Source organism: Mycobacterium pseudoshottsii JCM 15466, assembly GCF_003584745.1.
Lineage (GTDB): Bacteria > Actinomycetota > Actinomycetes > Mycobacteriales > Mycobacteriaceae > Mycobacterium > Mycobacterium marinum.
This window is the reverse complement of the sequence record NZ_AP018410.1, coordinates 421910-446405: the sequence shown is the minus strand read 5'-3', so window position 1 is coordinate 446405 and position 24496 is coordinate 421910. Positions and strand designations below refer to the sequence as shown.

General features: G+C 65.9%; 17 protein-coding genes, 2 pseudogenes and 1 riboswitch. Of the genes and pseudogenes, 6 read left to right on the top strand and 13 right to left on the bottom strand.

From position 1 onward, the window contains the following. Positions 1-4: 4 nt before the first annotated feature. The 5 genes and pseudogenes from MPSD_RS02110 to MPSD_RS02090 all read right to left on the bottom strand — a co-directional run bounded on the left by MPSD_RS02110 (position 5) and on the right by MPSD_RS02090 (position 5833). Positions 5-685, bottom strand: coding sequence for a YoaK family protein (locus MPSD_RS02110; RefSeq protein ID WP_020785156.1), 681 nt, complete (start codon positions 683-685; stop codon positions 5-7). 114 nt (positions 686-799) lie between these two features. After that, a complete protein-coding gene (locus tag MPSD_RS02105; protein WP_012392311.1) occupies positions 800-2167 on the bottom strand; it encodes a maltokinase N-terminal cap-like domain-containing protein in 1368 nt (455 codons plus the stop codon). Beyond that, positions 2168-4025: pseudogene (treS, locus tag MPSD_RS02100) on the bottom strand (maltose alpha-D-glucosyltransferase). It abuts the gene before it with no gap. A gap of 121 nt (positions 4026-4146) precedes the next feature. Further along, entirely contained in the window at positions 4147-5220 is a 1074-nt protein-coding gene (locus MPSD_RS02095; RefSeq protein ID WP_015354116.1) for a S1C family serine protease, read from the bottom strand. 112 nt (positions 5221-5332) lie between these two features. Further along, positions 5333-5833, bottom strand: a complete 501-nt coding sequence (locus MPSD_RS02090) for a nuclear transport factor 2 family protein (protein WP_011742303.1) — start codon at positions 5831-5833, stop codon at positions 5333-5335. A 61-nt stretch (positions 5834-5894) separates the two neighbouring features. On the opposite strand from MPSD_RS02090, the gene MPSD_RS02085 reads away from it, so the two are divergent. From MPSD_RS02085 to MPSD_RS02075, 3 genes are all read left to right on the top strand, one after another. Further along, entirely contained in the window at positions 5895-6305 is a 411-nt protein-coding gene (locus MPSD_RS02085) for a TIGR03668 family PPOX class F420-dependent oxidoreductase (protein ID WP_011742304.1), read from the top strand. A 170-nt stretch (positions 6306-6475) separates the two neighbouring features. Next, positions 6476-8632 carry an elongation factor G-like protein EF-G2 gene (locus MPSD_RS02080; RefSeq protein WP_086084886.1) on the top strand — a complete coding sequence of 719 codons (2157 nt, stop codon included), beginning with the start codon at positions 6476-6478 and terminating at the stop codon, positions 8630-8632. A gap of 15 nt (positions 8633-8647) precedes the next feature. Continuing rightward, complete coding sequence (locus tag MPSD_RS02075) at positions 8648-9124, top strand: DUF2231 domain-containing protein (RefSeq protein WP_015354114.1); 477 nt, start codon at positions 8648-8650, stop codon at positions 9122-9124. Here the strand turns inward: MPSD_RS02075 and MPSD_RS02070 are convergent. Beyond that, on the bottom strand, positions 9121-10755 hold the full coding sequence (locus tag MPSD_RS02070) for a FadD7 family fatty acid--CoA ligase (protein WP_086084887.1): 1635 nt from the start codon (positions 10753-10755) through the stop codon (positions 9121-9123). The genes MPSD_RS02075 and MPSD_RS02070 overlap by 4 nt on opposite strands. A 266-nt stretch (positions 10756-11021) precedes the next feature. Here MPSD_RS02070 and oxc point away from each other — a divergent pair, with 266 nt between their 5' ends. Continuing rightward, a complete protein-coding gene (oxc, locus tag MPSD_RS02060) occupies positions 11022-12785 on the top strand; it encodes an oxalyl-CoA decarboxylase (RefSeq protein WP_036425947.1) in 1764 nt (587 codons plus the stop codon). Here the strand turns inward: oxc and MPSD_RS02055 are convergent. Further along, positions 12769-13701 carry a LysR family transcriptional regulator gene (locus MPSD_RS02055; RefSeq protein WP_036426997.1) on the bottom strand — a complete coding sequence of 311 codons (933 nt, stop codon included), beginning with the start codon at positions 13699-13701 and terminating at the stop codon, positions 12769-12771. The two genes, oxc and MPSD_RS02055, sit on opposite strands and share 17 nt — an antisense overlap. Before the next feature lie 415 nt (positions 13702-14116). Here MPSD_RS02055 and MPSD_RS02050 point away from each other — a divergent pair, with 415 nt between their 5' ends. Beyond that, positions 14117-14872, top strand: a complete 756-nt coding sequence (locus MPSD_RS02050) for a L,D-transpeptidase (protein WP_036425950.1) — start codon at positions 14117-14119, stop codon at positions 14870-14872. A gap of 51 nt (positions 14873-14923) precedes the next feature. On the opposite strand, the gene MPSD_RS02045 is transcribed toward MPSD_RS02050, so the two are convergent. Both MPSD_RS02045 and MPSD_RS02040 read right to left on the bottom strand, forming a co-directional pair. Next, complete coding sequence (locus MPSD_RS02045; protein ID WP_036425952.1) at positions 14924-16672, bottom strand: NRAMP family divalent metal transporter; 1749 nt, start codon at positions 16670-16672, stop codon at positions 14924-14926. Between the two features lie 107 nt (positions 16673-16779). Then, positions 16780-16995, bottom strand: coding sequence for a hypothetical protein (locus tag MPSD_RS02040; protein WP_012392300.1), 216 nt, complete (start codon positions 16993-16995; stop codon positions 16780-16782). Between the two features lie 298 nt (positions 16996-17293). Continuing rightward, positions 17294-17464, bottom strand: a riboswitch (M-box (ykoK) riboswitch). A 105-nt stretch (positions 17465-17569) separates the two neighbouring features. Between MPSD_RS02040 and MPSD_RS02035 the strand changes: the two genes are divergently transcribed. Further along, positions 17570-18235: an O-methyltransferase gene (locus MPSD_RS02035; protein WP_015354109.1), complete on the top strand. Its 666-nt coding sequence runs from the start codon at positions 17570-17572 to the stop codon at positions 18233-18235. 3 nt (positions 18236-18238) lie between these two features. Here the strand turns inward: MPSD_RS02035 and MPSD_RS02030 are convergent, their stop codons facing one another. From MPSD_RS02030 to MPSD_RS02015, 4 genes and pseudogenes are all read right to left on the bottom strand, one after another. After that, positions 18239-20251, bottom strand: a complete 2013-nt coding sequence (locus MPSD_RS02030; RefSeq protein WP_086084888.1) for an SGNH/GDSL hydrolase family protein — start codon at positions 20249-20251, stop codon at positions 18239-18241. Positions 20252-20488: 237 nt separating this feature from the next. Next, the gene (locus MPSD_RS02025) at positions 20489-21709 is read right to left on the bottom strand and encodes a CaiB/BaiF CoA transferase family protein (RefSeq protein WP_012392297.1); all 1221 of its coding nucleotides are present in this window, start codon (positions 21707-21709) and stop codon (positions 20489-20491) included. Then, positions 21702-22637 (bottom strand): SDR family NAD(P)-dependent oxidoreductase, encoded by a 936-nt coding sequence (locus tag MPSD_RS02020; RefSeq protein WP_086084889.1) that lies wholly within the window; start codon positions 22635-22637, stop codon positions 21702-21704. The genes MPSD_RS02025 and MPSD_RS02020 overlap by 8 nt, the downstream gene beginning before the upstream one ends. Beyond that, positions 22637-24492: pseudogene (locus tag MPSD_RS02015) on the bottom strand (flavin-containing monooxygenase). Before MPSD_RS02015 ends, MPSD_RS02020 begins: the two are co-directional and overlap by 1 nt. Between the last annotated feature and the right edge of the window lie 4 nt (positions 24493-24496).

The following is a 24496-nucleotide window of genomic DNA, read 5'->3' as shown; positions in this document are numbered from 1 at the left end:
GCGGCTACTTCAACAGGGCCCGACGGTCGGAGTGGAAATAGGTGAAGCCGGTTGTCAGCGCACACACCGTTGAGGCGACCGCGAGCATCTGGGTTCCGCTGACCACCAAGCTGATGGTCCCACCCACGGTGGCGCCGAGAATGAAGCTGGCAAGCAACATGAAGTAGCCGAGCCAGTCCGCCGCCTGTCCGCCGGCGATATGGCGTTCGATGCCCTGCCCCATCTTGACCAACGTCCCGGTCACGTAACTCAACGGCACCGACACCTCGCCGTCCTTGACGAACGACGTGTTCAGCGAACCCACACCGAAGACCACGAGCATGATCGGCAGGAAGTCCAGCTGGCTGCCTTCCCATCCACCGATGACGATGTCCAGGGCCGTCGCGGCGACCAGGCTGAAGGTGGTCAGCACGGTCGGGCCGTGCGGGTGATCCACCCAGAAGTGCCGTTTGCACACCGATGCAACCACGACTCCCACCAGGAAACACACCAGGAGCAGCCCCGCCGTGACCGAAAGCCACACGTCGTCCCGAAAGTAGCCCAGCACAGCGCGTTGGGCGTTTCCCGTCATGAATGTCACGAAGTAGCCGGCAGAGTGGGTGAAAGCGGTTGCACCCAGCACGCCGGCCAGCACCGCCAGCACCCAGGACAGTCGCGCCTCGCTGTCGAAAATGTCACTCCTCACCCAGCCATGCTGTCAGACCCGTTCGACGACCGCAGAAATCAGCAGGCCAGACCATGCCCGTTCGGGCGCGCCACAGTCACCGGCCGGGCGCCGGCGGCCGGTGCGCCCGCCGACCTAGGTGGCGGTGAGCCGCGCGATCGAGCGCAGCGGGATCGGCAGCCAGCCGGGCCGGTGCCGCGACTCATAGCCGGCCTCATAGACGGCCTTGTCGAGTTCGTAGGCGGCCAGCAGCAGCTCCGAATCCCGCGGATCGTTTCCCGAGGCGGCCGCATAGCCTTCGCAGAACGCGGTGCGGTTGCGGGTGATCCATTCCCGGGCGCGAGCCGCCAGCTGCTTATCGTCGGCGTGGTCGACCAGCGGCCCATAGGCGGCGTACTCGAACGAGCGCAAGACCCCCGCGACGTCGCGCAGCGGCGAATCGGGGGCCCGCCGCTCCCGCAGCGGCTGCCCCGGTTCGCCTTCGAAGTCGATCAGCACCCAGCTCTCCGGCGTGCGCAGAACCTGCCCCAGATGCAGATCCCCATGCACGCGCTGAACGCTGATCGTCTCGTCGACCAGCTTGACGAACCGTTCTTCGATGGTGCCGGCGTACTGCTGCAGTTCGGGCACCGCCGCAGCGGTCGACGACAACCGCGCCAGCACGTGGTCCACCGGGAAGGTGGCCTGTGCCGTCCCCAGCTGCTCGGCCAGGGTCGCGTGCACCGACGCGACCGCTTCACCGAGCCGGCGGGACTCGCCGGCAAAGTCGCCGCCGACTTCGTGTGCGTACAGGTCGCCCTCGGCGAACAGGTCACGGACGCTGGCGGTGGCCATCGCCCAGCCTTCGGCCGCGTTGGCCGCGTAGGCGGTTGCCATGCCCAGCGGGCACGCGGCCTCCGGGGGCTCGCCGGGGATGCCGATTTCGTAGGTGCCCAGCAGCCGCGCCACGTGCGGATTGTGCGCCCGGCCCAGCACCCGGTTGAGTTCGATGTCGGGATTGATCCCGCTGCTCACCCGGCGGAAGACCTTCAGGATCGCGGCCTGCCCGCGGTCGAATATCACGCTGGTATTGCTTTGTTCGGCGTCAGAGACCCGCGGGTAGGCATCCAGCGGCAGCTCGACATCGGGCTCGCGAGCGAAGCTGACCTGCCCGTCGGACGAACTTCGCACGGCCGACGAGTCGATCAGCGAGAGCAGAACCTGCGGCGCCACCGGGTCATAGAGGGCGTCGAAGCCGGTGTGGTCGTCGGCGGAGCCGATGGTGGCCAGCGTGCTGAATTCCGAGACCGGCCCGGCATCCCAGCGCACCAGCACCTGGTAGCGCTCCGCGGAGCCGTCCGTGTAGCTGACATCCACCAGCACCAGGTCCAGATCATCGCGCAGCGCCACCACCGCACCCGGTTCGGCGGCGGCCAGTTCGCGGTTGCGTCCGGCGTACCAGCGTTGCTGCGGGAGCCATTCCGACCAGGGCAGCTTGGCTGCAAGCGTGGCTGGCGAGTTCATTTAGCGCCGCTCCTTCTCATTGCTTGGTCCCCCGCAAGCGGGCGGTGCCCCCAGTGCATCGTCACCGGCGCGGTCATCGTTCCTCCTCGGATGCGGACAGCTGAAACCAGTAGAACCCGTGCCCCGGAAGGGTGAGCAGGTAAGGCAGGTGCCCGATTTTGGGAAATTCCACTTGCCCGGTCAGCTCGACGGGCGTGTAGCTGTTCCACTGCTGCAGGTTGAGCTCGATGGGCTGCGGGAAGCGCGACAAGTTGTTCACACACAGCACGACGTCCCCGTCTTCGCCGGCCGGTCCCGGGGCCTCGCGCACGTAGGCCAGGATCGACGGGTTGGAGCCGCCCAGCTCCTGGAACGTGCCGACGGCGAACGCGTTGTGGCGGCGTCGTACCGCCAGCATGGTGCGGGTCCAGTTCAACAGCGATGTCGAGGTGTCCCGTTGCGCCTCGACGTTGACCGCCTGATACCCGTAAACGGAGTCCTGGCTTGGGGGCAGGTACAGCCGGCCCGGGTTGGCGGTGGAGAAACCGGCGTTGCGGTCCGGGGTCCACTGCATCGGAGTCCGCACCCCGTCGCGATCCCCCAACCAGATGACGTCGCCCATGCCGATTTCGTCGCCGTAGTAGAGCACCGGCGAGCCGGGCAGCGAGAGCAGCAGCGCATTGAACAGCTGGATCTGGTTGCGGTCATTCTCCAGCAACGGCGCCAGCCGGCGGCGGATCCCGACGTTCGCTTTCATCCGCGGGTCCTTGGCGTACTCCGCGTACATGTAGTCGCGTTCTTCGTCGGTGACCATTTCCAGCGTCAACTCGTCATGGTTGCGCAAGAAGATTCCCCACTGTGCCATATCGGGGATGGGCGGGGTCTTTGCCAGAATCTCCGAGATCGGAAACCGCGATTCGCGGCGGACCGCCATGAAGATGCGCGGCATCAGCGGGAAGTGAAAGGCCATATGGCATTCGTCGCCACCGGTGCTGGCCTCACCGAAGTACTCGACGACGTCGGCCGGCCACTGATTGGCCTCGGCCAGCAACACCCGGCCCGGGAATTCGTCGTCCACCACCTTGCGGACGCGCTTGAGGAAGGCGTGCGTCTCGGGCAGGTTCTCGCAGTTGGTTCCCTCCCGCTCGAACAGGTAGGGAACGGCGTCCAACCGGAATCCGTCGATCCCCAGGCCCAGCCAGAACCGCAGGACGTCGATCATCGCCTCTTGCACGGCCGGGTTGTCATAGTTCAGGTCCGGCTGATGGGAGAAAAACCGGTGCCAGTAGAACTGGCGGCGCACGGGATCGAAAGTCCAGTTGGACTCTTCGGTGTCCACGAAAATGATCCGGGCGTCGGTGTATTTCTCGCTGCTGTCGCTCCAGACGTAGTAGTCCCCGTAGGGGCCGTCGGGGTCGTGCCGAGACTCCTGAAACCACGGGTGCGATTCCGAGGTGTGGTTCATCACCAGGTCGGTGATCACCCGGATGCCGCGCCGGTGGGCCGCGTCTACCAGGGCAACGAAGTCGCCGACGGTGCCGAACTCCGGCAAGACCTTGTAGAAGTCCCGGATGTCATAGCCGCCGTCACGCAGGGGCGAATCGTAGAACGGGGGCAACCAGATGCAATCGATACCCAGCCACTGTAGATAGTCCAGGCGCTGCATCAGGCCGCGCAGATCGCCGGAACCGTCGGCGGTGCCGTCGTAGAACGCCCGGACCAGTACCTCGTAGAAGACCGCGTGTTTGAACCAGGTTGGGTCGGCGGGCAACGCGGCCGCGTTGCCGAAATCCTTGGCATCGGGGTGTTCGACCACACCTCCCTCGACGTGGCTGCCCTCGGCTGGATTGTGCTCGATGGTGTTGGTTGCCTCGTTCATCAATTCCACGATGCCACGGGTACCCGAGGCGCAACCATAAGAATCACGCCAAGATCGATGCGCGCAATCACGCCCGGTGCCATGCGAATTGGCTGACCGACGCGAAGAAGCCGCAGCGAGATCAGGCGGGCGGGCCCTCGGCAAGCGTCACGTTTTCGGTGCGCTGCCCACCCGAACTGGATGTCCAGCTGATCGAGACGATGTCGCCAGGGTGGTGCCCGTTGAGCGCATCCGACATCGCGGTCGCCGAGTTGATCGGGGCGCCGCCGAGTGCGGTGATGATGTCGCCGGTGGAGATGCCGACCACCGCCGCCGGAGCGCTGCCAACCACGCGCGCAACCTTGGCCCCGGTGCCGTTGTTGTCGACGACACCCAGACCGAGGAAGGCGGTGGGCCCGATGTGCACCGTGGGCGACCCGCCGCCGGAGCGGATCTGTCCGGCGATGCCCATCGCCTGTCCGATCGGGATGGCGAAGCCCGTTCCGCCACCGGACATCTGGAAGTTGTCGGAGGCGGCGGTGTTCATGCCGACCACCTGACCCATGTTGTTGACGATCGGCCCGCCGGAGTCACCGGGGGCGATCGCGGCGTCCACCTGAATCAACCCGTTGAGCGTCTCTTCGGCGCCGGTCAGCGCGTCGGATGCCTCGACGGTCTGGTCCAGTGCGACCACGCGTCCGGGCACCGCGCGGGGCGTACCGCCCTGCCCGCCGGTGTTGCCCATCGCCACGATCGGCTCACCAACGGAGACGCCGCCGCCGATCGCGGCGGCGGGAAGGCCACCCGCGCCGCGCATCTGCAGCACCGCGACGTCGCGGGTGCGGTCGTAACCGACCACGTCGACACCGTAGGTGCGGCCGTCACCGACACTGAAGACGGAGATGTCGGTGGCGCCCGAGATCACGTGGTTGTTGGTCAGCACGACGCCGGCGGGATCGATGATGATGCCCGTTCCGGCCCCGACCGCGTTGTTGTAGCCGAGCTTGGTGTTGACGTTGACGACCTGCGGGCCGACCTGCGCGACCATCGCCGAGGGGTCAAGCGGCAGTGTCGGGAAGTCGGCGAACCGATCCAGCGCCAGGTTCGACGGCGCCGCGTGCGCCGGCGCCGGCACGGTGGCCAGGCCCAGTCCCAGCACGGCCAGTACCGCCACTAGCCATGACCACCTCGGTGAGTGGTGGCGCAATTTACTCATCCCGCATCCTCCTGCGTCGGGGTAAGAATCAGAGAATTGTCCCAGCCTTCAGGTCCGGGCAGCAAAACCTAGTCTTACGAGAATAGTCCAAGGATAGCGATGTGTGGCCTTGCTAAGGCCCAGATCGCCGGTTATTCGCCGAGGTCGACGGACCGGGCTCCAGCGCATACCTGAGATGGTGGCTGACGTCACCCACCATGTCGATCAGAGTCAGGTCGCGGTAGGAAAACCGCCATTTGCCGTCGACGCAGGCGAAACGGTCGTGGTAGCGGCCCGTGACGATCGGCTGTAGCGGGAAGTCGTCGACCTGCTGAAAAACGGTGTAGTAGCTGCGACAACGAGCGATTCCGCACTGCGGGTCGATCTCGATGATCGGATTGCTGACCACGTGCTTGGTGCGCGGCGTCCCGTTGGGATACACAATGATCAGGGCCTCCCAGATCTTCAACAATCCCGCCGCATCGACGGTGTCCTGACCGCCGTCCTGATCACCGTCCGCGGCGATTCGGATGCGGGCGTGCTCGAAGAGCGCGGCGGCCGCCGGCAAATCGCCGGCGTCGATGCATTCGGCATAGCGATAGAGCAGGTTGGCGATCTGAGTCTCCGCCCGCATCGAGCAACGGTAGCGCGCCGGCCAGACCGACCGGCCCCACTCCGGGCCGTAGGCTGGGCCGGTGGGCGAAGTGTTCGACCCCGCGGTCAGGTTCACCCAATCCCCGGTGGCGCGGTTGGCAACGGTCACCCCCGAGGGCATTCCCCATGTGGTGCCGGTGGTTTTCGCGGTCGACAACGACCTGATCTTCACTGCCGTCGACGCGAAGCCGAAATCCACCCGCAGGCTGCGCCGGCTCACCAACATTGAGCGCACGCCGCAGGTCAGCCTGCTGGTCGATCATTACGACGACGACTGGACGCAGTTGTGGTGGGTCCGCGCCGACGGAGTCGCCCAAATCCATCCGGCCGGAGCGGTGCTGCACACCGGTTACCGGCTGCTGCGCGCAAAGTACGCCCAATACCAATCGGTGCTGCTGGATGGGCCGGTAATCTGCGTAGCCGTGCGGCGCTGGTCCAGCTGGCACGCGTGACCCGCCCCGCGCGTTGTGGCATCTGGTCTCCGGTCCGCTCCGGTAGGCGCCCGTTACCGACCCTTGTGTTGCGGGGCAGTTGAGAGAAAAGTTGCTACTGCGTCCTATGGGCTGGAACACACCGCGTACGGGAGTGGGCGGACAACCCCGGGAAGAACGGGAGGCAAGTCATGGCCGACAGAGCGGGTAGTTCCTCGGGTTCGGGAACTGCGCCTACCGCCGAAGGTCCGGACGCTATCCGCAACGTGGTTCTGGTCGGACCGTCCGGGGGCGGGAAAACCACCCTCGTGGAAGCGGTTTTGGTGTCCGCCGGAGTGCTCTCTCGCCCCGGCTCGGTAACCGACGGCACCACGGTCTGCGACTTCGACGAAGCGGAGATCCGTCAACAGCGCTCGGTCGGCCTGGCGGTCGCCGCACTGTCACACCAGGGCATCAAGGTCAATCTGGTCGACACCCCCGGCTATGCCGACTTCGTGGGTGAACTGCGCGCCGGGCTGCGCGCCGCGGACTGCGCGCTATTTGTCATCGCGGCAAACGAGGGTGTGGACGAGCCGACGAAGTCGCTCTGGCAAGAATGCAGCCAGGTTGGCATGCCGCGGGCGGTGGTGATCACCAAACTCGACCACGCGCGAGCGAACTACGCGGAGGCGTTGGCTGCCGCCCAGATCGCGTTCGGGGACAAAGTACTGCCGCTGTGTCTACCGACCAGCGACGGCTTGATCGGCTTGTTGTCCCAAACCCAGTACGCCTACGCAAACGGCACGCGCTGCGAGACGGCACCCGGAGCTTCGGACGCGGACCGGATAGAGGAGGCCCGCGGGTCCCTGATCGAGGGAATCATCGAAGAGTCCGAGGATGAGTCGCTGATGGAGCGCTACCTCGGTGGCGAGCAGATCGACGAATCGATCCTGATCGAGGATCTGGAGAAGGCCGTTGCGCGGGGCTCGTTTTTTCCGGTGATCCCGGTGTGCGCCAGCACCGGTGTCGACACGCTGGAACTGCTCGAAGTTGCCACGCGGGGCTTCCCCTCGCCCCGCGAACATCCGCTGCCGGAGGTCTTCACCCCACAGGGCGCCACCCACGCCGACTTGGCCTGCGACGTTGACTCGCCATTGCTCGCCGAAGTGGTCAAGACGACGTCGGACCCCTACGTCGGCAGGGTCAGCCTGGTCCGGGTCTTCGCCGGAACCATCAAGCCCGACGCCACGGTTCACGTGTCAGGTCACTTCTCATCCTTTTTCGGCAGTGCCAACGGGAACGGCGCGGCCGCCAGCACACACCCCGACCACGACGAGGACGAACGCATCGGGGTGCTGTCGTTTCCGCTCGGAAAACAGCAACGTCCGGCCACCAAAGTGGTGGCCGGTGACATCTGCGCGATCGGCAGGCTGAGCCGGGCCGAAACCGGCGACACCCTGTCGGACAAGTCCGAACCGCTGGTGCTGAAGCCCTGGACCATGCCGGAGCCGCTACTACCGATGGCCATTGAAGCCCATGCCAAGACCGACGAGGACAAACTCGCGGTCGGACTGAGCCGGCTGGCCGCCGAAGACCCAACGCTGCGCATCGAGCAGAACCAGGAGACCCACCAGATCGTGCTCTGGTGCATGGGCGAGGCCCATGCCGGCGTGGTACTCGACGCGCTCGCCAACCGATACGGCGTCACCGTCGACACCGTCGAGCTGCGGGTGCCGTTGCGCGAAACCTTCAGCGGCAACGCCAAGGGGCACGGCCGGCACGTCAAGCAGTCCGGTGGGCACGGCCAGTACGGGGTCTGCGACATCGAAGTGGAACCGCTTCCGGAGGGCTCGGGGTTCGAGTTCCTCGACAAGGTGGTCGGTGGAGCGGTGCCACGTCAGTTCATTCCCAGCGTGGAGAAGGGCGTCCGAGCCCAGATGGACAAGGGCGTGCACGCCGGGTACCCGGTTGTCGACATCCGGGTGACGCTGCTCGACGGCAAAGCCCACAGCGTCGACTCATCGGATTTCGCCTTCCAGATGGCCGGTTCACTGGCGCTGCGAGAGGCGGCCGCCGCGACCAGGGTGACGCTGCTGGAACCGATCGACGAGATCGCGGTGCTCGTGCCCGACGATTACGTCGGCACCATCATGGGCGACCTGTCCGGACATCGCGGCCGGGTGCTCGGCACCGACACGGTGGGCCACGAACGCACGGTGGTCAAGGCCGAGGTGCCGCAGGTCGAATTGACCAGGTACGCCATCGATTTGCGCTCCCTGGCCCACGGGGCGGCGTCGTTCACCCGCTCCTTCGCCCGCTATGAGCCGATGCCCGAATCCGCCGCCGCCCGCGTGAAGACTCACGCATAGCGGCCCGGCGGATTCATGTCGACCATCAACGGACTGCCCGCGCACATCCTGCTCAATCACCTGGTCGTGGTGCTGGGTCCGCTGACCGCGATCCTGGCCATCGTGTGTGCCTTGTGGACACCGGCACGGCAGCGATTTGTCTGGCTGACGCTGCTGCTGGCGGTCATCACACTCATCGCGACCCCGATCACCGCTGACGCCGGTGCATGGCTTCAGGCTCGGCTGGGCCCGTCACCGATGGTAGAAAAGCACCAGGAACTCGGTGAGACCCTGACCTATTTCATGGCGGTCCAGGCGTTGGCCGTCGCCCTGCTGGTGGTCATGCATGTTCGCCGGGAACGGGGGCGTGCGGTCAACACCGCGACGCACCTGACGATCACCGCGCTGGTGATCGTTGCCGCCGCGGCCACGCTCGTCGCGACCTACCAGGTCGGCGATTCCGGCGCGCAGGCCGCCTGGGGTTCCATCGCTTCGGCGCTGGGACCCTACTAGGCCTGCCCGCCGAACTGTTGGGCCACCGCGCGCCGGTCCAGCGACCCCTTCGCGGTATGCGGCAGCTCACTGGCCATCTGGAAGGTGGCCGGAATTTCGAAGGACGCCAGCTTCTCCCGGCAGAATTCGGTGAGTTCCTGCGCAGTGGGCGCGGGCTCACGCGGCACGATCACCGCCGCGACCGCTTCGCCGTAGAGCGCGTCGGGGACGCCGAAGACCGCGTTCTCCTGCACCCCGGGGTGGCTGGCCAGCACCCCTTCGACGCGTTCCGGGGAAATCTTCTCCCCGCCCCGGTTGATCAGTTCCTTGATCCGGCCGCGGATGCTGAGGTCGCCCGCCTGCGACAGGGTTCCGAGGTCGCCGGTGCGTAGCCAGCCGTCGGTGAAGTTTGCCGCGGTGATCTTCGGGTCACCGAGGTAGCCGCGCACCACCGTGGGGCCGTGCAACCAGACTTCGCCGACGGCGCCGGGCCCGACCGGATGCCCGTCGGGCCCGACGATCCGGATTTCGGGCCCCGTTGATCGACCGACCAGACCGGTTGACTCAGCGGGGTTTTCGTCGCAGCCGCTGCCCTCGACACCGGTGCTTGCCACCTGGTGGGTGGCCTCGGTCATGCCGAATGCGCACAACACCGGGGCGGAGAACTCGTCATGCAACGCTTGCGCGGTTTCGGGCGTGAGTGGCGCGCTGCAACTGCGGATGAAGCGCAATGCGGCGCGAGTCCGGCCGGACGAGTCGGCTTCCCGTTCCGTCTTGGCGCGCTCCAACAAGATCTGGTGGATCGTGGGCACCGCGGTGTACCAGGTGGCGTGCGCGACGTGAATGTCGTCCCAGAATGTGTGCGCCGAGAATTTTCCGCGAGCCGGCAGCAGCACCGTGCCCCCCGAGACCAGGGTCGACAGCAACGCGGCCATCAGGCCGTGGCCGTGGTACAGCGGCATCACCGCAACCGTCGCGTCCTGTGGGCTCAGCCGGTATCCCGCGATGATGGACCGTATCGAGGTGGCGATGTTGGCGCGCGTCCAGGGAACCATCTTCGGCAGCCCCGTGGTTCCCCCGGTGAACATGATCATGGCGTCGTCGGCCCGCGACCCCTGGGGCGCCGACGCCACCGCGGTGGGCTCGCCGGCGGCGTCCAAATGGACCGACAGAATGCCGGTATCGCGCGCCACACTCACCGCGATCGGCCACCATCGAACCGCCGGTTCATCCCGGTCGCCGGGTCCGGTGCCGTCGATGAGCACCACGCGTGCCCCTGCGGCCCCGGCGCGGGCGCGTTGGTCAGCGACCGGCAGCGCCGGATCCAGCGGAACGACGATCAGATTCGCGCGTGACGCGGCCAGCAGCGCGACCACGAACTCGAGGTTGCTGCCCGAGCGCAACGCCACCCGCTCCCCCTGCCGCAGGCCGGCCCGAGTCAGCTGCCCGGCGAGGTCGTCGACCAGGCGGACCAGGTCGCGATAGCTGACCGCGACACGATCGGCGGTGAAGATGACCGCGGTTGCCTCCGGCAGCTGGGCCGCCGCCAGCTCCACCAGATCCGCCAGCCGAGGGCCGGCGGCCGAGTCGCAGGGTTGGGTCCCGACGTGCGCGGGCACTGCCTGGCCGCCGGTGATCGAGTCCGATGCCATCGCGTGCACTCCCTCCAGGTATTACCGGTGCAGTTGGCACCTGATCAGCACCCTGCCGGTGATCGGTACGCGTTGTCCAATACTGACCGGCTACCAGTCGATAGTCGACGGCTATCGAGTCGCGGTGGTGCCGGCCTACGCCGTAGCCGCCGCTCGATAGACGGAGTGAATCGTCGGATAGAGAACCGGTCTTGGACACAGCGGGGGCACCCGATAAGAGTGGTGATCAAGCCACCGGCCACCAACACACCCGAGGAGTCGCCACCATGACCACACAATCGGCATCTCCCAGCGACGCGACAGCCGCAGGCGGATTGACCGATGGTTTCCATCTGGTGGCCGACGCACTCAAAGCCAACGACGTCGCCACGATCTACGGAATCGTCGGCATCCCCATCACCGACCTGGCGCGCACCGTGCAGGCCCGCGGAATCCGCTACATCGGATTCCGCCACGAAGCCTCCGCCGCCAACGCGGCGGCCGCCGCAGGCTTCCTGACCGCCCGGCCCGGGGTGTGCCTCACCACGTCGGGCCCGGGTTTCCTCAACGCGCTGCCCGCACTGGCCAACGCAACCGCCAACTGCGTCCCGATGATCCAGATTTCCGGGTCCAGCCAGCGGGCGATCGTGGATCTGGCACGTGGCGACTATCAGGAGATCGACCAGCTCAACGCGGCCCGCCCATTCGCGAAAGCCGCGTACCGGATCAATCGGGTCGAAGATGTCGGGCTTGGCATTGCCCGCGCGTTGCGCACCGCGATCTCGGGCCGCCCGGGCGGGGTCTACCTCGACGTCCCCGGCGAGGTGCTCGGTCAGGCGATGGACGCGACGGCCGCCGCGGCGACCGTTTGGCGCCTCGTCGACCCGGCCCCGCGGCAATTGCCCGCACCCGAGGCCGTCGATCGCGCACTGACCATCCTCAGCCAGGCCCAACGTCCGCTGATCGTGCTGGGCAAGGGCGCGGCATATGCACAGGCCGACAACGCGATCCGGGACTTCATCGAGACGACCGGAATTCCGTTCCTGCCCATGTCAATGGCCAAGGGGCTACTGCCGGATTCGCATCCGTGCTCCGCGGGGGCGGCTCGCTCGCTTGCCATCGCCCGCGCCGACGCTGTCCTGCTGATCGGGGCTCGACTGAATTGGCTACTCGGCCACGGCGAGTCACCGCAGTGGTCGGCCGACGCCAAGTTCATCCAGGTCGACATCGCGGCATCGGAGTTCGATAGCAACCGCCCGATTGCCGCGCCACTGACCGGCGACATCGGCTCGGTGATGGCGGCATTGTCCGACGGCCTGGCCCGGCATCCGATCGCGACCAGGGCCCCGTGGACCACCGAGCTCGCCGAACGCAAGGCACGCAACGAAGCAAAAATGCTGCAACGCTTGGCCGAGGATCCGCACCCGATGCGGTTCTACAACGCGCTTGGCGCCATTCGCACTGTGCTGCACGATAATCCCGACGTGTATGTGGTCAATGAAGGCGCCAACGCGCTAGACCTGGCCCGCAATGTCATCGACATGCAGCTGCCGCGTCACCGTATCGACACAGGAACGTGGGGGGTGATGGGTATCGGCATGGGCTACTCCATCGCGGCCGCGGTGGAGACCGGCCGGCCCGTCGTCGCAATCGAAGGGGATAGTGCATTTGGTTTCAGCGGCATGGAGGTCGAGACCATCTGCCGCTACCAGCTTCCCGTCACCGTGGTCATCCTCAACAACGGCGGCGTCTACCGTGGCGACGAGGCCACCAAGGCCCAGGCCACAGACGCCAGTCCCAACGACCCCGCCCCCACTGTGTTGAGCGCCCACGCACGCCACGAGCTGATCGCAGAAGCATTCGGCGGCAAGGGATATCACGTCACCACCTCGACTGAGCTGCGGTCGGCGCTGACCGCGGCGCTCGCATCCAACGGACCCACCGTCATCGACTGCGAACTCGACCCGGCCGCCGGTGTGGAGAGCGGGCACCTAGCCAGCCTAAATCCCACTAGCGCGGCCACCCCAGCGCGGGTCAGCGCCGGCGGCTGATCTCCATCAGCCGCGTTTGGAAGAACTCATCCAACGCGAGCCCCTGGGCGCTGGTCATCAGCGCCCTGGCGACGGGAGATCCAGGCCCGGTGGAACTGGTAGCCAAGGCGACCTGGGCTTTCACCACCGGGCTGACCAGTTGGACCGGGCGTATCTCACCGCCCGCGGGTGTGGTCCATAGCCAGGTGTGCGGCACAATGGACGCCGAATTCCCCGTGGCGACCTGAGCGAACAGCGAAGCAACGGAATCGGTTTCAACCTGCGGACTGACCGTGATGGCGTGGTCGGCGAAGGCCGCGTCGATGATTTGCCGGTCTCGCATATCCGAGGAGAGCAGGGCCAGTGGTAGCTGCGCGGCATCGAGCCAGCTCAGCGTCGACACGCCCGGGGGCAACATCTCCGGCGGCGCCAGCAGCACATGGCGCTCCTCGTACAGCGGCACCAAGTCAACGTCATGACCATCGTCGGAGGACGTATACACGATGGCGGCGTCCAGCTCGAAGTCACGCAGCCGCCGGTACAGCTCGGTGACCGCCAACCGGGAACAGATCTGCGCCTTCACCAACGGGTGCGCCGAGCAGAAGTCCGACAGCACCAGCGACGCAGTTGTCGAGGCAGACGGAACGGTGCCCAAACGCAGCGTTCCGGTGATCCCCGATCGCACCGCGTCCACCTCTGCCTTGAAGGCGTCGTGCTCGGCGATGATCCGCTTGGCCCAGACCACCAACCGCTCACCCTCCGGGGTGAGCCCCTCGAAGCTGTGGCCCCGATTGATCAAGGTGACGTTGAGTTCACGTTCGAGCTTGGCGATTGCCGAGGACAAGGCGGGCTGCGACACATAACACTTCTCCGCCGCCCGGGCGAAGTGGCGTTCCTGAGCTACCGCGACGAAGTACTCCAGTTGACGGAAGAGCACTGACACCTCCTCGGTCATGGGTACCGATTCGCTGAGGCTACCGCCCCCACCGGACCGTTGTCGCCCGCCGGTCCCCGATTGGGCCGCCAGGTCCTGCACCGTCGCGACAAGGTCCGCGCGCCATTGGGCGGTTCTCGTTACCCCGCAGCGCGGTTGGACCGCAGGCGCGGCGCGACGAGCCAGCCCGGACGTACGCGGAATCGGTATCGCTACCAGCGAATCCGACCCCGGAATCTGCGCCAACGTCAATTTCGGATTGATTTTCGGCGCACCGAGGAGTTTCACCCGAGACCCCGAATATGGGCCCGAATCCCGACCCCCTGGCTAACTGAGAATTGTTTGCTACACCCCGCGAGTGGGCACCTAACAACTAGAATGCGTTTAGTTGCTCGCACCATCTCGAAGGGCGGACGCCATGCGTCGAATAATTCGTTATCTATTCGTTATGGTTGCGATTACAGTATTGGCGGTCGTGGCAGCGGGCAGTCCCGCCACCGCGGCCCTGCCGGCCGCAGAGCCGATTCCGGGCGTTACTTCGGTGTTGCCCGCGAACGGAGCGGTGGTAGGAGTGGCGCACCCCGTGGTGGTGACGTTCACCGCGCCAGTGACCAACCGCCGCGCCGCCCAACGGACCATTCACGTCCTTTCACCGAGCAACATGACCGGACACTTCCAGTGGGTCCAAAGCAACGTCGTGCAGTGGGTGCCGGACCGATACTGGCCCACCCACACGCGCGTTTCGGTGGGGGTGCAGGAACTGACCACCGGCTTCGAGACCGGTGACGAGCTGCTCGGTGTGGCCAGCGTCTCCGCGCACACCTTCACCGTCAGCCGCAACGGTGACGTGCTGCGCACCATGCCGGCGTCGATGGGCAAACCCAGTCGCCCCACTCCGATCGGCAGCTTCACCGCCTTGTCCAAAGAGCGCACCGTTGTCATGGACTCCCGCACCATCGGCATCCCGCTGAACTCGTCGGAGGGGTACATGATCACCGCCTCCTACGCGGTTCGGGTCACGTGGAGCGGAGTGTATGTCCATTCGGCGCCGTGGTCGGTGAACTCACAGGGCTACGCCAATGTGAGCCACGGGTGCATCAACCTGAGCCCGGATAACGCGGCGTGGTACTTCGACAGCGTCAACGTCGGCGATCCGATCGAGGTGGTCGGCTAGTCTTTGCGGCGCGCACAACGGTGCTGGCTGCCGGCTGAATCATCCAGCCGGTCAGCCGATCCCGGCCTGCACCACCTTGACAACCACCAGCACCACCGCGACCACGAGGTAGGCCCGCAGGGTGAATAGGCCCAGCCGGTGTGCCGGCGACATGGCCGGGCGGGCAAGGTCGGTCAGATTGGGGGTACACCACTGGGCCCGGTCCTGTTGGCGAATGGCACGCCGTTCGGCACGGCTGAGCAACTTGGCGTCGTTGATCTCATCGACCTCCCCGGGATCCAGCCCGCCGCCCAGGGATTGCGAGATGGCCTCCGCGTCGCGTCGGTCGCTGCGCCGGCGGCCGGTGATGAGCACCGCAGCGCCGCCCATCATGCCGATCGCCGCGCCGGCCACCAGACCTATCTCGATGGCGGCGGTCGACAGGCGCGGAAAGAAGGTCGTTACCGTCAGCGCCAGCGACAGCAAGACCAGACACCAGACCGTGGTCCAAGCAATAATGTTCTGCCGCAGGGTGTTTACCCACGGACCCAGTACCGCATGGTCGTTGCAGAGCAACACCAGAAATACCGTTGCCGACGGTAGCAGGATGCCGGCGAGGGCCTGCACACCCTGGGTCACCAAGCCGAGCAAGTAGTCGGGGCTGAACGCTACCGCGGCTGAAATCGCAAGTAGCGCCGCGTAGCCGCCGTAGAACAGCGGGGCCTCACTGATCTTCCAGTGCAGCGAGTGCCTTTTGCCCATCGCGTCGCCAACGGCATAGGTGGTGGCCAGCCCGATGGCGTTCGCGCCGATCAGCGATGCGTCGAGTAGCACGACTGCGAACAGGATGCCCACGGTGGAGCCGAAGTGGTTGGTCAAACTCGTTGCGACCGCGCCCGCGTCACTGAAGTGGCCGACGTCGGAGGTGCCGGCCAGGCCGAATGCGGTCACCGCCATCAGCGCTGTCGCCCCGACGATCACCACGACGATGCCGAGTACCAGATCCGCTCGTGCGTAGGGAATCCAGCGCGCCGTGATGCGCTTGTCCACCACGTTGGACTGCTGAAAGAACAACTGCCATGGTGCGATCGTGGTGCCGACGATCGCCACGATGAGCAACAGCACCGTGGAGTCCAGTCCTCCGGGGAAGCGTGGCACCAAACCACCCACCGTCCCCGAGAACGTCGGATGCACCAGTAGCGCCATCGGAATGATCACCACGTTGACCGCGATCAGCAGAAACATCATCTGCTCCCAGCGGCGAAATGAGCCGCCGGCGACCACCGCGAACAACAGCACCGCGGCGGCCGGGATGGCGACCGCCTTCGGGCAGCCGAGAAAGCCGAGGGCCATTGATACGCCGATGAATTCGGTGACGATGGTCAGCGCATTGAGGATCAACAGGTCGCCGACGCTGAACGCGCCCCAGAACTTGCCGAAGCGCTCGAAGATCAGCCGCGCGTGCCCGACCCTTACGACCGCACCCAGGCGCAACACCATTTCCTGGTTCACGTATAGCACCGGGATCAGCAAGGCCAGGGTCCAGAGCAGGGTCATCCCGTAGTTCTGGCCGGCCTGAGCGTAAGTGGCGACACCACCGGCGTCGTTGTCGCCGACCATCACGATCAGCCCGGGACCGCTGATGACCATCAGGGTCCGCAGACGCTGCCACCGCCGGGAAGCTACGCCGTCGCCATCCCGCCGGATCCGGCCGAACGCACCAACGATGTCGCCGGTATGGGCCGAATCCAGGACGGCGGCGTCGGCGGAGTGCACAGCGGAATTCGGGGCACCGCGACGCGAAGTGGATATCGAGGTCATCAACGTCTCGCTATCGATACAGAGGTGGCGAACCGGACAGCGCAAGCCACTCCCGGCGACGGACACCGGGTCAGCGTCCGCCGCCGAGTTCGTTGCGGCTCAGGGAATTAGCGGTAGTTGTTGGTGCCCAGATCTGGATGTCCACCCAGCGACGCGGTAACCACCGCGATCGGCATCCTGGACACGTAGCGGTTGGCGCGCTCCTGCGGTGTCAGGACGAAGTGGGCGGACCACTTGTTGGTCAGCCGCCGGCCCGCACTGAGCAGCGAACGTCCCGGAAAACCGGTCATGTAGGGAATACGTTGTGTAGCAACCAAAGCCATGATCTTACTCCTGGTGGGAAAACCGATCGGCTTACGTCATTCAACGCGTCAAGGTGTCCCGGGCCTTCATGGCGCTGGTGCCCCACGGATTGGGCACAGATCCTGGTGAAGGCCCGACAAGGCTTAGGCGGTAGAAGAAATGCCGGAACCGGATCGGGGGAAGACGGATTTCGGATAGGGACTATCGCCCGGACTGATGTCACTCATGTCTCGCCCTCACCTCCTCACGGCCATGACACACGGGGGTGTCGTCACATCACCTATGCAAGAGGGATGACCGTACGGCGACGCATCGTCGAACGCACTCCTCTCGTGGGAGCTTCGGCACTGCACGGCGTATCCGGACTATCCGGAAGCCACTTGGGCTCAACCCTTAGGCCGGGAAGAGCTGTCCTGACCCGGGGCATCTCTCGACGTTCGGGGTCAGTGGCCTGTATCCATGCAGACGCCTCGCCTACCGAGGTGCTTGCGGGAACCATGTTCGCACCGAAACCCGCTGCTCGTCAAACGGCTATTTGGTAACGGCCACCACCAACGATGGCACTGGCGATGGTGGCGGCCTACCCTCGCCGGCATGGGCACCACTTTGCAGGACGCCAAAGTCGCCGCGGCGCTGGACCGGATGTACGCCGCAGCCGCAAACGAAATGACGGCGCTGCGCGAGCGACGCGCTGAAATCGAACGGCTGTGGTCTGGGGATGCGCAGCAACGGGCCGACGCGATGAGCGAGTTCTACATCCCGGTGACACCGGAGGCCGGCCGACTCATGTATGCGCTGGTCCGTGCGATCCGACCCACGACCGTCGTCGAGTTCGGAATGTCGTTCGGCATATCCACCATCCATCTCGCGGCCGCGGTTCGCGACAACGGCAGCGGCCGGGTGGTGACCACCGAACTCAACGCCAGCAAGATCGCCGCCGCCAAGCAGACCTTCGCCGACACCGAGCTGGCCGACGTGATCACCGTCGCCGAAGGGGATGCGCTCGCGACGCTGACAACCGTGCCCGGACCGGTCCAATTCGTGCTGCTCGACGGCTGGAAAGACCTGTACCTACCCGTCGTCAGGCTGCTGGAGCCGGTGCTGCCGGCGGGTGCATTGATCCTTGCCGACAACACCGAGTCCGCCGGTTCCCGGCCGTACCTGGACTACATCCGGGACCCCGCCAACGGCTACGTGAGCTTCAACTTTCCCGCCAGAAGCCGCGACAGCATGGAAATCAGCTGTCGCACGGCCGATTAACGACTAGCGCAACGACTCCTCGAGCCACGGTATCAGCCACTTCACACCCTCTGGGGTGAGGTGAACGCCGTCACTGCGCACCTGAATCCCGTCAACCTTGGCCGTATAAACCCCATCTGGGGACAGCTTCTTGTTGAGGTCGATGATCCCGACGTTTCGGTGTTGGCTAACTGTCTTGCGCAACATGTCGTTCCATTGCCTGACCCGGTCCGGCTGGTCCTCCGGGTACAAGCGGCCATCCGGCTTCTCGCCGCCCCGGCTGTAGGGCACCGTGGCCACCATCACCCGGACACCACTGGATCCGACGATCTTGAGCGCCCGCTGCAATTCGAAGTTGAGATACCCATCGAAGGTCGGGTCTCCGATGTGAGTCCACTTTCCTTCGTTCACCCGGTCCACGGTCTCCCAGCGACCGATGATCAGCAGCGCGACATCGGGCCGGTCTTGACTGACCTGGGCGGACCATCTGCTGGGCCAGGTATCGCACTCCGGCCGTTGCTCCAATGTCTGACCGATGTAGCGATACGGCGTGCCCCGCACCAGGCTGCAACCGATGACGGTGTGGTCGATAAATCGGAATCCGGGTGTGGCGGGCAGGTAATGCATCATGGTCCAGCCGATCGAGTCACCGAACACCGAAACGGTGAATGGCCGGTTCGGATCTCGTGGCGCGGCGGCTGGCCCCGGCGCGGCCGGCTCCGGCGGTGACGGTGAGACCGCGGCGACCGCCGAAACGCCGGGTGGCAGGCCTACCTCACGCAGGCCCGGGCCGGTGCCGACCGGGATAACCAGCATGGTGGCGGCGGCCGCGCTGGCGACGGTGGCCGCCGCCAGGGGTAGCAGCGGTACTCGCGCCGGGCGCCAGCGCCGGATCGGTTGCTCGAACAGCCACCACGACAACGCGGCGATAGCCACGGTGAGGGCACACCGCGCGGCGAACAGCCGCGTTCCGGTCCACCCGGTGCGCTCGCCGTTGAGGGCCAAAAAGATCGGCCAGTGCCACAGGTAGATGCCGTAGGAGATGGTGCCCAGCCAGACCAGCGGGCGCCACGCCAGCAAACGCGCGACCGCTCCGCGTTGTTCCAGCGCAACCGGCGCCACCACGAAGACCGCGGCCAGGGCGACCAGGATCAGCAGACCGTGGCGGAACTCGTTGACGTTTCCGGTGGCAAAGTGGGTGAGCGCCGCCAAGCCCGCCACCCCGATGACCGGCAGAAAGCGGGCGACGCGCCGCCCCCACCGGGTCCAGACCAGGCACCAGCCGTGGTTGAGCGCCGTCCAACCGCGCACCAACAACGCCGCCGCCGCGGCGCCGACCAACAAGGCCTGGGCCCGAGTATCGGTGCCAAAATAGATCCGGTCACGCGTTGACTCGGACGCAAAGACAATGGCCGCCGCGCCAGAGGCCAGGGCCCCCAGGGTGCCGATCACGAATATGGTGAACCGGACGCCGCCGAGGGTGGCCCGCTGGAAATAGCGCCTGGCCCGGGCCGCCAAGAGCAGTGTCACCGCGATCAACAACAGCGGCCATACGATGTAGTACTGCTCCTCCACCCCCAACGACCAGGTGTGTTGCAGCGGCGAGGGGGGCGCGCCCTGGGTGAAGTAGTCGGTCTTCTGTGCGACGAACCGCCAGTTGGCCATCCACAGGAAGGCCGCCAGCGCGTCGTTACGCAGTCCGGTGAGCGCCTGGTAGGGCAACAGCTCGCGGGCCGCGGCGACGGTGAGCACCATCAGCACCAGCGCCGGCAGCAGCCGGCGCGCGCGGCGAATCCAGAATCCGGTCAGATCGATCCGACCGGAGCGACCCAATTCGTCCAAGAGCAGCGAGGTGATCAGGAAGCCGCTCAGGACGAAGAAGACGTCCACGCCGATGAAGCCGCCGCCCACTCCGGGAACGCCGCCGTGCCCGACGAGCACCAGCGCGACGGCCACCGCGCGCAGGCCGTCCAGCGCAGGAATTCCGCGCTGTCGCCCCGCGCGGTCCCAGATTGCGGTGCGGCCCGCACGTCGCACCGGAGCAATCCAACGTTTGCGGGTAGCAGAAGAATCCGGCGCGGGGTCATACCCGCCCGGCTCAGTGCTTGCTGTTAGCGTGCCCGGAGCACCCTGTCGCCCCGCGCCAAAGTTGCTGCCGATACGTCGCTGCCCCTCCTCGTGATCCCAGCAAGCTTAGATGCGGCAGCGGTGGATCCTTTTGCAGACACGCCTAGGTGTAGCAAGGTTTTTCGACGACTTGGCCGCTATTTCGGGCTAGGCCGGGCCGGCCGGTTGCGCATCGGCAGCGTTGATGCCCAGTTCCTCCAACACCGCGCTGGTATCGGCGCCCAACTGCGGGGCCGGACCCGATACCCGGCCCGGGGTCCGGGAGAACCAGGTCGGCACTCCCGGGAAGCGAACCGGTCCGTGGGCAGTGTCGATGGTTTCGAAGAATCCGACGGCATTCAGATGCTGGTTGTCGAACAATTCCGCCGGACTCGACAGCGCTGACGCGGGTATCTCGAGCTCCTCGAGCAGATCCAGCCATTCCTGGGTGGTCCGCGCCGCAAAGGTCTCGGCCAGCAGCGCGTACACGGTGTCGATCTGGCGGGCCCGGCCCTCGAGGGTGGCGTACTGCTCGCTGGCCCATGGGGGCCGTACCGCATCGACGAAAGCGGCCCAGTGTTTGTCGTTGTAGATCAGCGCGGCAAGGTAGCCGTCGCTGGTGCGATACGGCCGCCGATTGGGCGCCACGGTGCGGGGATAGACCGCCGGGCCCAGCGGCGGATCGAACATCGCGCCGTTGGCGTGTTCGACCAGCATGAACGACGCCACGGCCTCGAACATCCCGATCTCGACCTCTTGGCCCTGCCCGGTACGTTCCCGGTGGAACAGGGCCATCATGGTCGCGTAGAGCGCGGTGAGTCCGGCGACCTTGTCCGCCATTATCGTTCCCACGTAGCTGGGCTCACCCGTGAGCTGCTCTTGCACGGACGGCAGTCCGCACGCCGCCTGAATGGTGTCGTCATAGGCCGGCAGATCCCGGTTGGGGCCGCGCCGGCCGTATCCGTAGCAGTTGGTGTAGACGATGGCCGGGTTGATGGCGGCGACCTCGGGGTAGCTCAGCCCAAGCCGGGCGATCGCCTTGGCGCGCATGGAATGGATGAAGACATCGGCCCCTTCGATCAGGGCCCGCACGGCAGCCTGGCCGGAATCGGACTTCAGGTCGATGACGGCGCTGCGCTTGCCCCGGTTGACGTTGACGAACACGCCGCTCATGCCGGCGGCCGGACCAACCGAGACGTACCGGGTGTCGTCGCCTTGCGGGGGCTCGATCTTGATGACATCGGCCCCCATGTCGGCCATGATCTGGGTGCAGTAGGGCCCCATCACCATCGCGGTGAGATCGACGACGCGCACGCCGGACAGCGGGCCGGTGCGCTTCCCGGCACCGGCCCCCAAACTAGAGTCGCAATCGGACCCGCAATTAGACATGGTGCGCGCTTCCTCGATTCGCCCACGCGGCCGACTCGAAACTGTAGCGGATGTGGTCTGGTTGTCCGCTGGGGACCACGGGAAAGACCAGTGGTGCGGCCAGATCTCGGATGGCGTAGAGCCCTTCGGCAACATCTTCCATCGACCAGGACAGGCGCTGCACGCCGGGACTTTCGGCGACCACCGCCCGCGCCACCCGGCCCGCGATGGCGATCAACATCTCACCGTTGACCGGACAGGACTCGTGCGCCAGCAAACCGACCACCGGGGCCACCAGCTCGGTGCCCATCGGCGGGTACGACGAAATATCCAGGCCGTCAGCCATTCTGGTCACCGCGGAGGGAACGATGACGTTGCACAAAACACCACTGGCCGCGCCCTCGACGGCGGCGACATTGGACAAGCCGATCAAGCCGGCTTTTGCCGCGGCGTAATTGGCGACCCCCTGGTTGCCGTACAGGCCGCCGATCGAGGAAGCCAACACGATGCGGCCGTAAAGTTGGTCACACATCAACCCGAAGGCCGGCCGCACGACGTGGAAGGCGCCCCGAAGATGCACGTCGATGACGGCATCGAAGTCTTCGTAGCTCATCTCCTTGAGCGGCGCGCTGCGCACGTTGCCGGCATTGTGGATCAGGATGTCGATCCGGCCGTAGCGCTCGAGCGCGGTTTCGATGATCGCCTGACCACCGGCGGGTGTCGTCACCGAGTCCAGCGACGCGGCCGCCTGCCCGCCGAGCGCGGTGATCTCGGCCACCACCTGGTGCGCGGGTGCGGGGTCGCCACCGGCACCGGCCAGCGAACCACCGGTGTCGTTGACCACGACTTTGGCCCCTCTGGCCGCCAGCAGCAGCGCGTACGCCCGGCCCAGGCCCCGGCCGGCGCCGGTCACCACGGCGACCCGATCGTCGAACCTGAGTTCAGTCATCACGATTCCAGAATGAGGCCATTCAGATCGCCTTTGCTTCGCCATTGGGCAAGCAGATCACCGAATGCGTAAAAACCCGGGCCGTAGGGTTCGCCGATGTGGGAACGGATTCCCTCGCCTTCGGCCGCACCGGGGCCGCCGCCTTCGTTGTTGTAGTAGCCGGGCGTGCACTCGAGATATCGAACTGGGTGTTGTCGATCGCGGTTTCCCGAATGGTCCTGCACCACTGGTCTTGTGCCTGCTGGCTGGGTTCGACGACGGTCGCACCCCGGGCCAGCGCTTCGGCGATGATGTAGGCGATGTGCTCGCCCTGCAATTCGTAGTTGGCGGCGATGTTGGCCGAGATGCCGACCTGGGTGAATCCGGTGAAAAACTGATTGGGAAATCCGCGGCTGGTCATGCCGTGCAGCGTTTGGTACCCATTGCGCCAATAGTCGAACAGCGACACGTTGTCGCGGCCCCTGATCTCGTCGATGGAGTAGCGGCGGCTGATCTGTGTGGTGATCTCAAAGCCGCTGGCGTAGATGATGCAATCGAGCTCGTACTCGGTGTCATTGGCCACCAGCCCCGTTTCGGTGGCCCGCTGGACGCCCCTGGTCTGCGAGACGTCGACCAGGGTCACATTGGGCCGGTTGAACGTCTGCAGATAGTCGTCGTTGGTGCACGGCCGCTTACACAGGAATCGGTAGTAGGGCTTGAGCGCCTCGGCGGTCGACGTGTCATCGACGATGCTCTGGATTCGGCGCCTCAGCCGCTCCAAGACTTTGTAGTCCTCTTCCTCACGGATCGCCATGAACTGCTCGGGGCTGAGTGCGGCCGGATCCTCGAGCGCCAGCACCCGCGCGGCGGTATTGCGACCCAGCTCGGTCCAGAAATCGCACACGTAGTCGGGTTGGCCCAGCGCCATCCCCTCGAAGGTCCAGGAATGGAAATTGCGCTGCCGCTGTTTCTGCCAGCCCGGCTGCAGTGACTTCGCCCATTCCGGGTCGGTGGGTGTGTTGTTGCGCTCCCCCACTGACGAAGGCATGCGCTGAAAGACGTACAGGTGCTTGGCATACCGGCCCAGGAACGGCACGATCTGCACAGCCGTCGCCCCCGTTCCCACGACCGCGACGCGCTTGTCGGCCAGCCCGCTCAACCCCCCGGTGTTGTCCCCGCCGGTGTACTCATAGTCCCAGCGTGCCGAGTGAAAGCTGTGACCACGGAAATCTTTGATGCCCGGGATGCCCGGCAACTTCGGCCGGTGAAACGGGCCCGAGGCCATGACCACAAAGCGGGCCCGGATGTCATCGCCGCGGTTGGTGCCGACGCGCCAGCGCCTGATCGCCTCATCCCAGTGCAGCTCCCGTACCTGCGTGCCGAAGATCGCGGAGTCATAGAGGCCGTAGTGCTTGCCGATGCGCCGGCAATGCTCATAGATCTCGCTACCGTCGGCGAACTTCTTGCTCGGCATGTAGTTCAGCTCTTCGAGCAGCGGTATGTAGCAGTATGACTCGTTGTCACACTGCAGGCCCGGATAGCGATTCCAATACCAGACGCCTCCGAAGTCGCCGCCCAGTTCGATGATCCTGACGTCAGCGACGCCGGCCTTCTTCAGGTGGGCACCGCAGAGCAGACCGCCGAAACCACCGCCGAGTACCAGCACGTCGATGTCGGCCGATATCGGATCACGCTGTAGCGGTGGCGAATAAGGATCGGATTCGTAGTATCCGGCAAAATCGTCAACCAGCTCGATGTACTGCCTGGAACCTTCCGGGCGCAGCCGCTTCTCGCGCTCTTGACGGTATTTCTCGCGCAGCGCGGGAAGGTCGATGTCGCCGGGTGTCTGGCTGGGCGGGCAGTCAGGGGCGGTCATCTCA

Coding starts and splice junctions, on each gene's coding strand:
- MPSD_RS02070 (WP_086084887.1), bottom strand. CDS start 10,755: ATGGCATCGGACTCGATCACCGGCGGCCAGGCAGTGCCCGCGCACGTC.
- MPSD_RS02095 (WP_015354116.1), bottom strand. CDS start 5,220: ATGAGTAAATTGCGCCACCACTCACCGAGGTGGTCATGGCTAGTGGCG.
- MPSD_RS02020 (WP_086084889.1), bottom strand. CDS start 22,637: ATGACTGAACTCAGGTTCGACGATCGGGTCGCCGTGGTGACCGGCGCC.
- MPSD_RS02035 (WP_015354109.1), top strand. CDS start 17,570: ATGGGCACCACTTTGCAGGACGCCAAAGTCGCCGCGGCGCTGGACCGG.
- MPSD_RS02080 (WP_086084886.1), top strand. CDS start 6,476: ATGGCCGACAGAGCGGGTAGTTCCTCGGGTTCGGGAACTGCGCCTACC.
- MPSD_RS02050 (WP_036425950.1), top strand. CDS start 14,117: ATGCGTCGAATAATTCGTTATCTATTCGTTATGGTTGCGATTACAGTA.
- oxc (WP_036425947.1), top strand. CDS start 11,022: ATGACCACACAATCGGCATCTCCCAGCGACGCGACAGCCGCAGGCGGA.
- MPSD_RS02045 (WP_036425952.1), bottom strand. CDS start 16,672: ATGACCTCGATATCCACTTCGCGTCGCGGTGCCCCGAATTCCGCTGTG.
- MPSD_RS02025 (WP_012392297.1), bottom strand. CDS start 21,709: ATGTCTAATTGCGGGTCCGATTGCGACTCTAGTTTGGGGGCCGGTGCC.
- MPSD_RS02105 (WP_012392311.1), bottom strand. CDS start 2,167: ATGAACTCGCCAGCCACGCTTGCAGCCAAGCTGCCCTGGTCGGAATGG.
- MPSD_RS02090 (WP_011742303.1), bottom strand. CDS start 5,833: ATGCGGGCGGAGACTCAGATCGCCAACCTGCTCTATCGCTATGCCGAA.
- MPSD_RS02040 (WP_012392300.1), bottom strand. CDS start 16,995: ATGGCTTTGGTTGCTACACAACGTATTCCCTACATGACCGGTTTTCCG.
- MPSD_RS02075 (WP_015354114.1), top strand. CDS start 8,648: ATGTCGACCATCAACGGACTGCCCGCGCACATCCTGCTCAATCACCTG.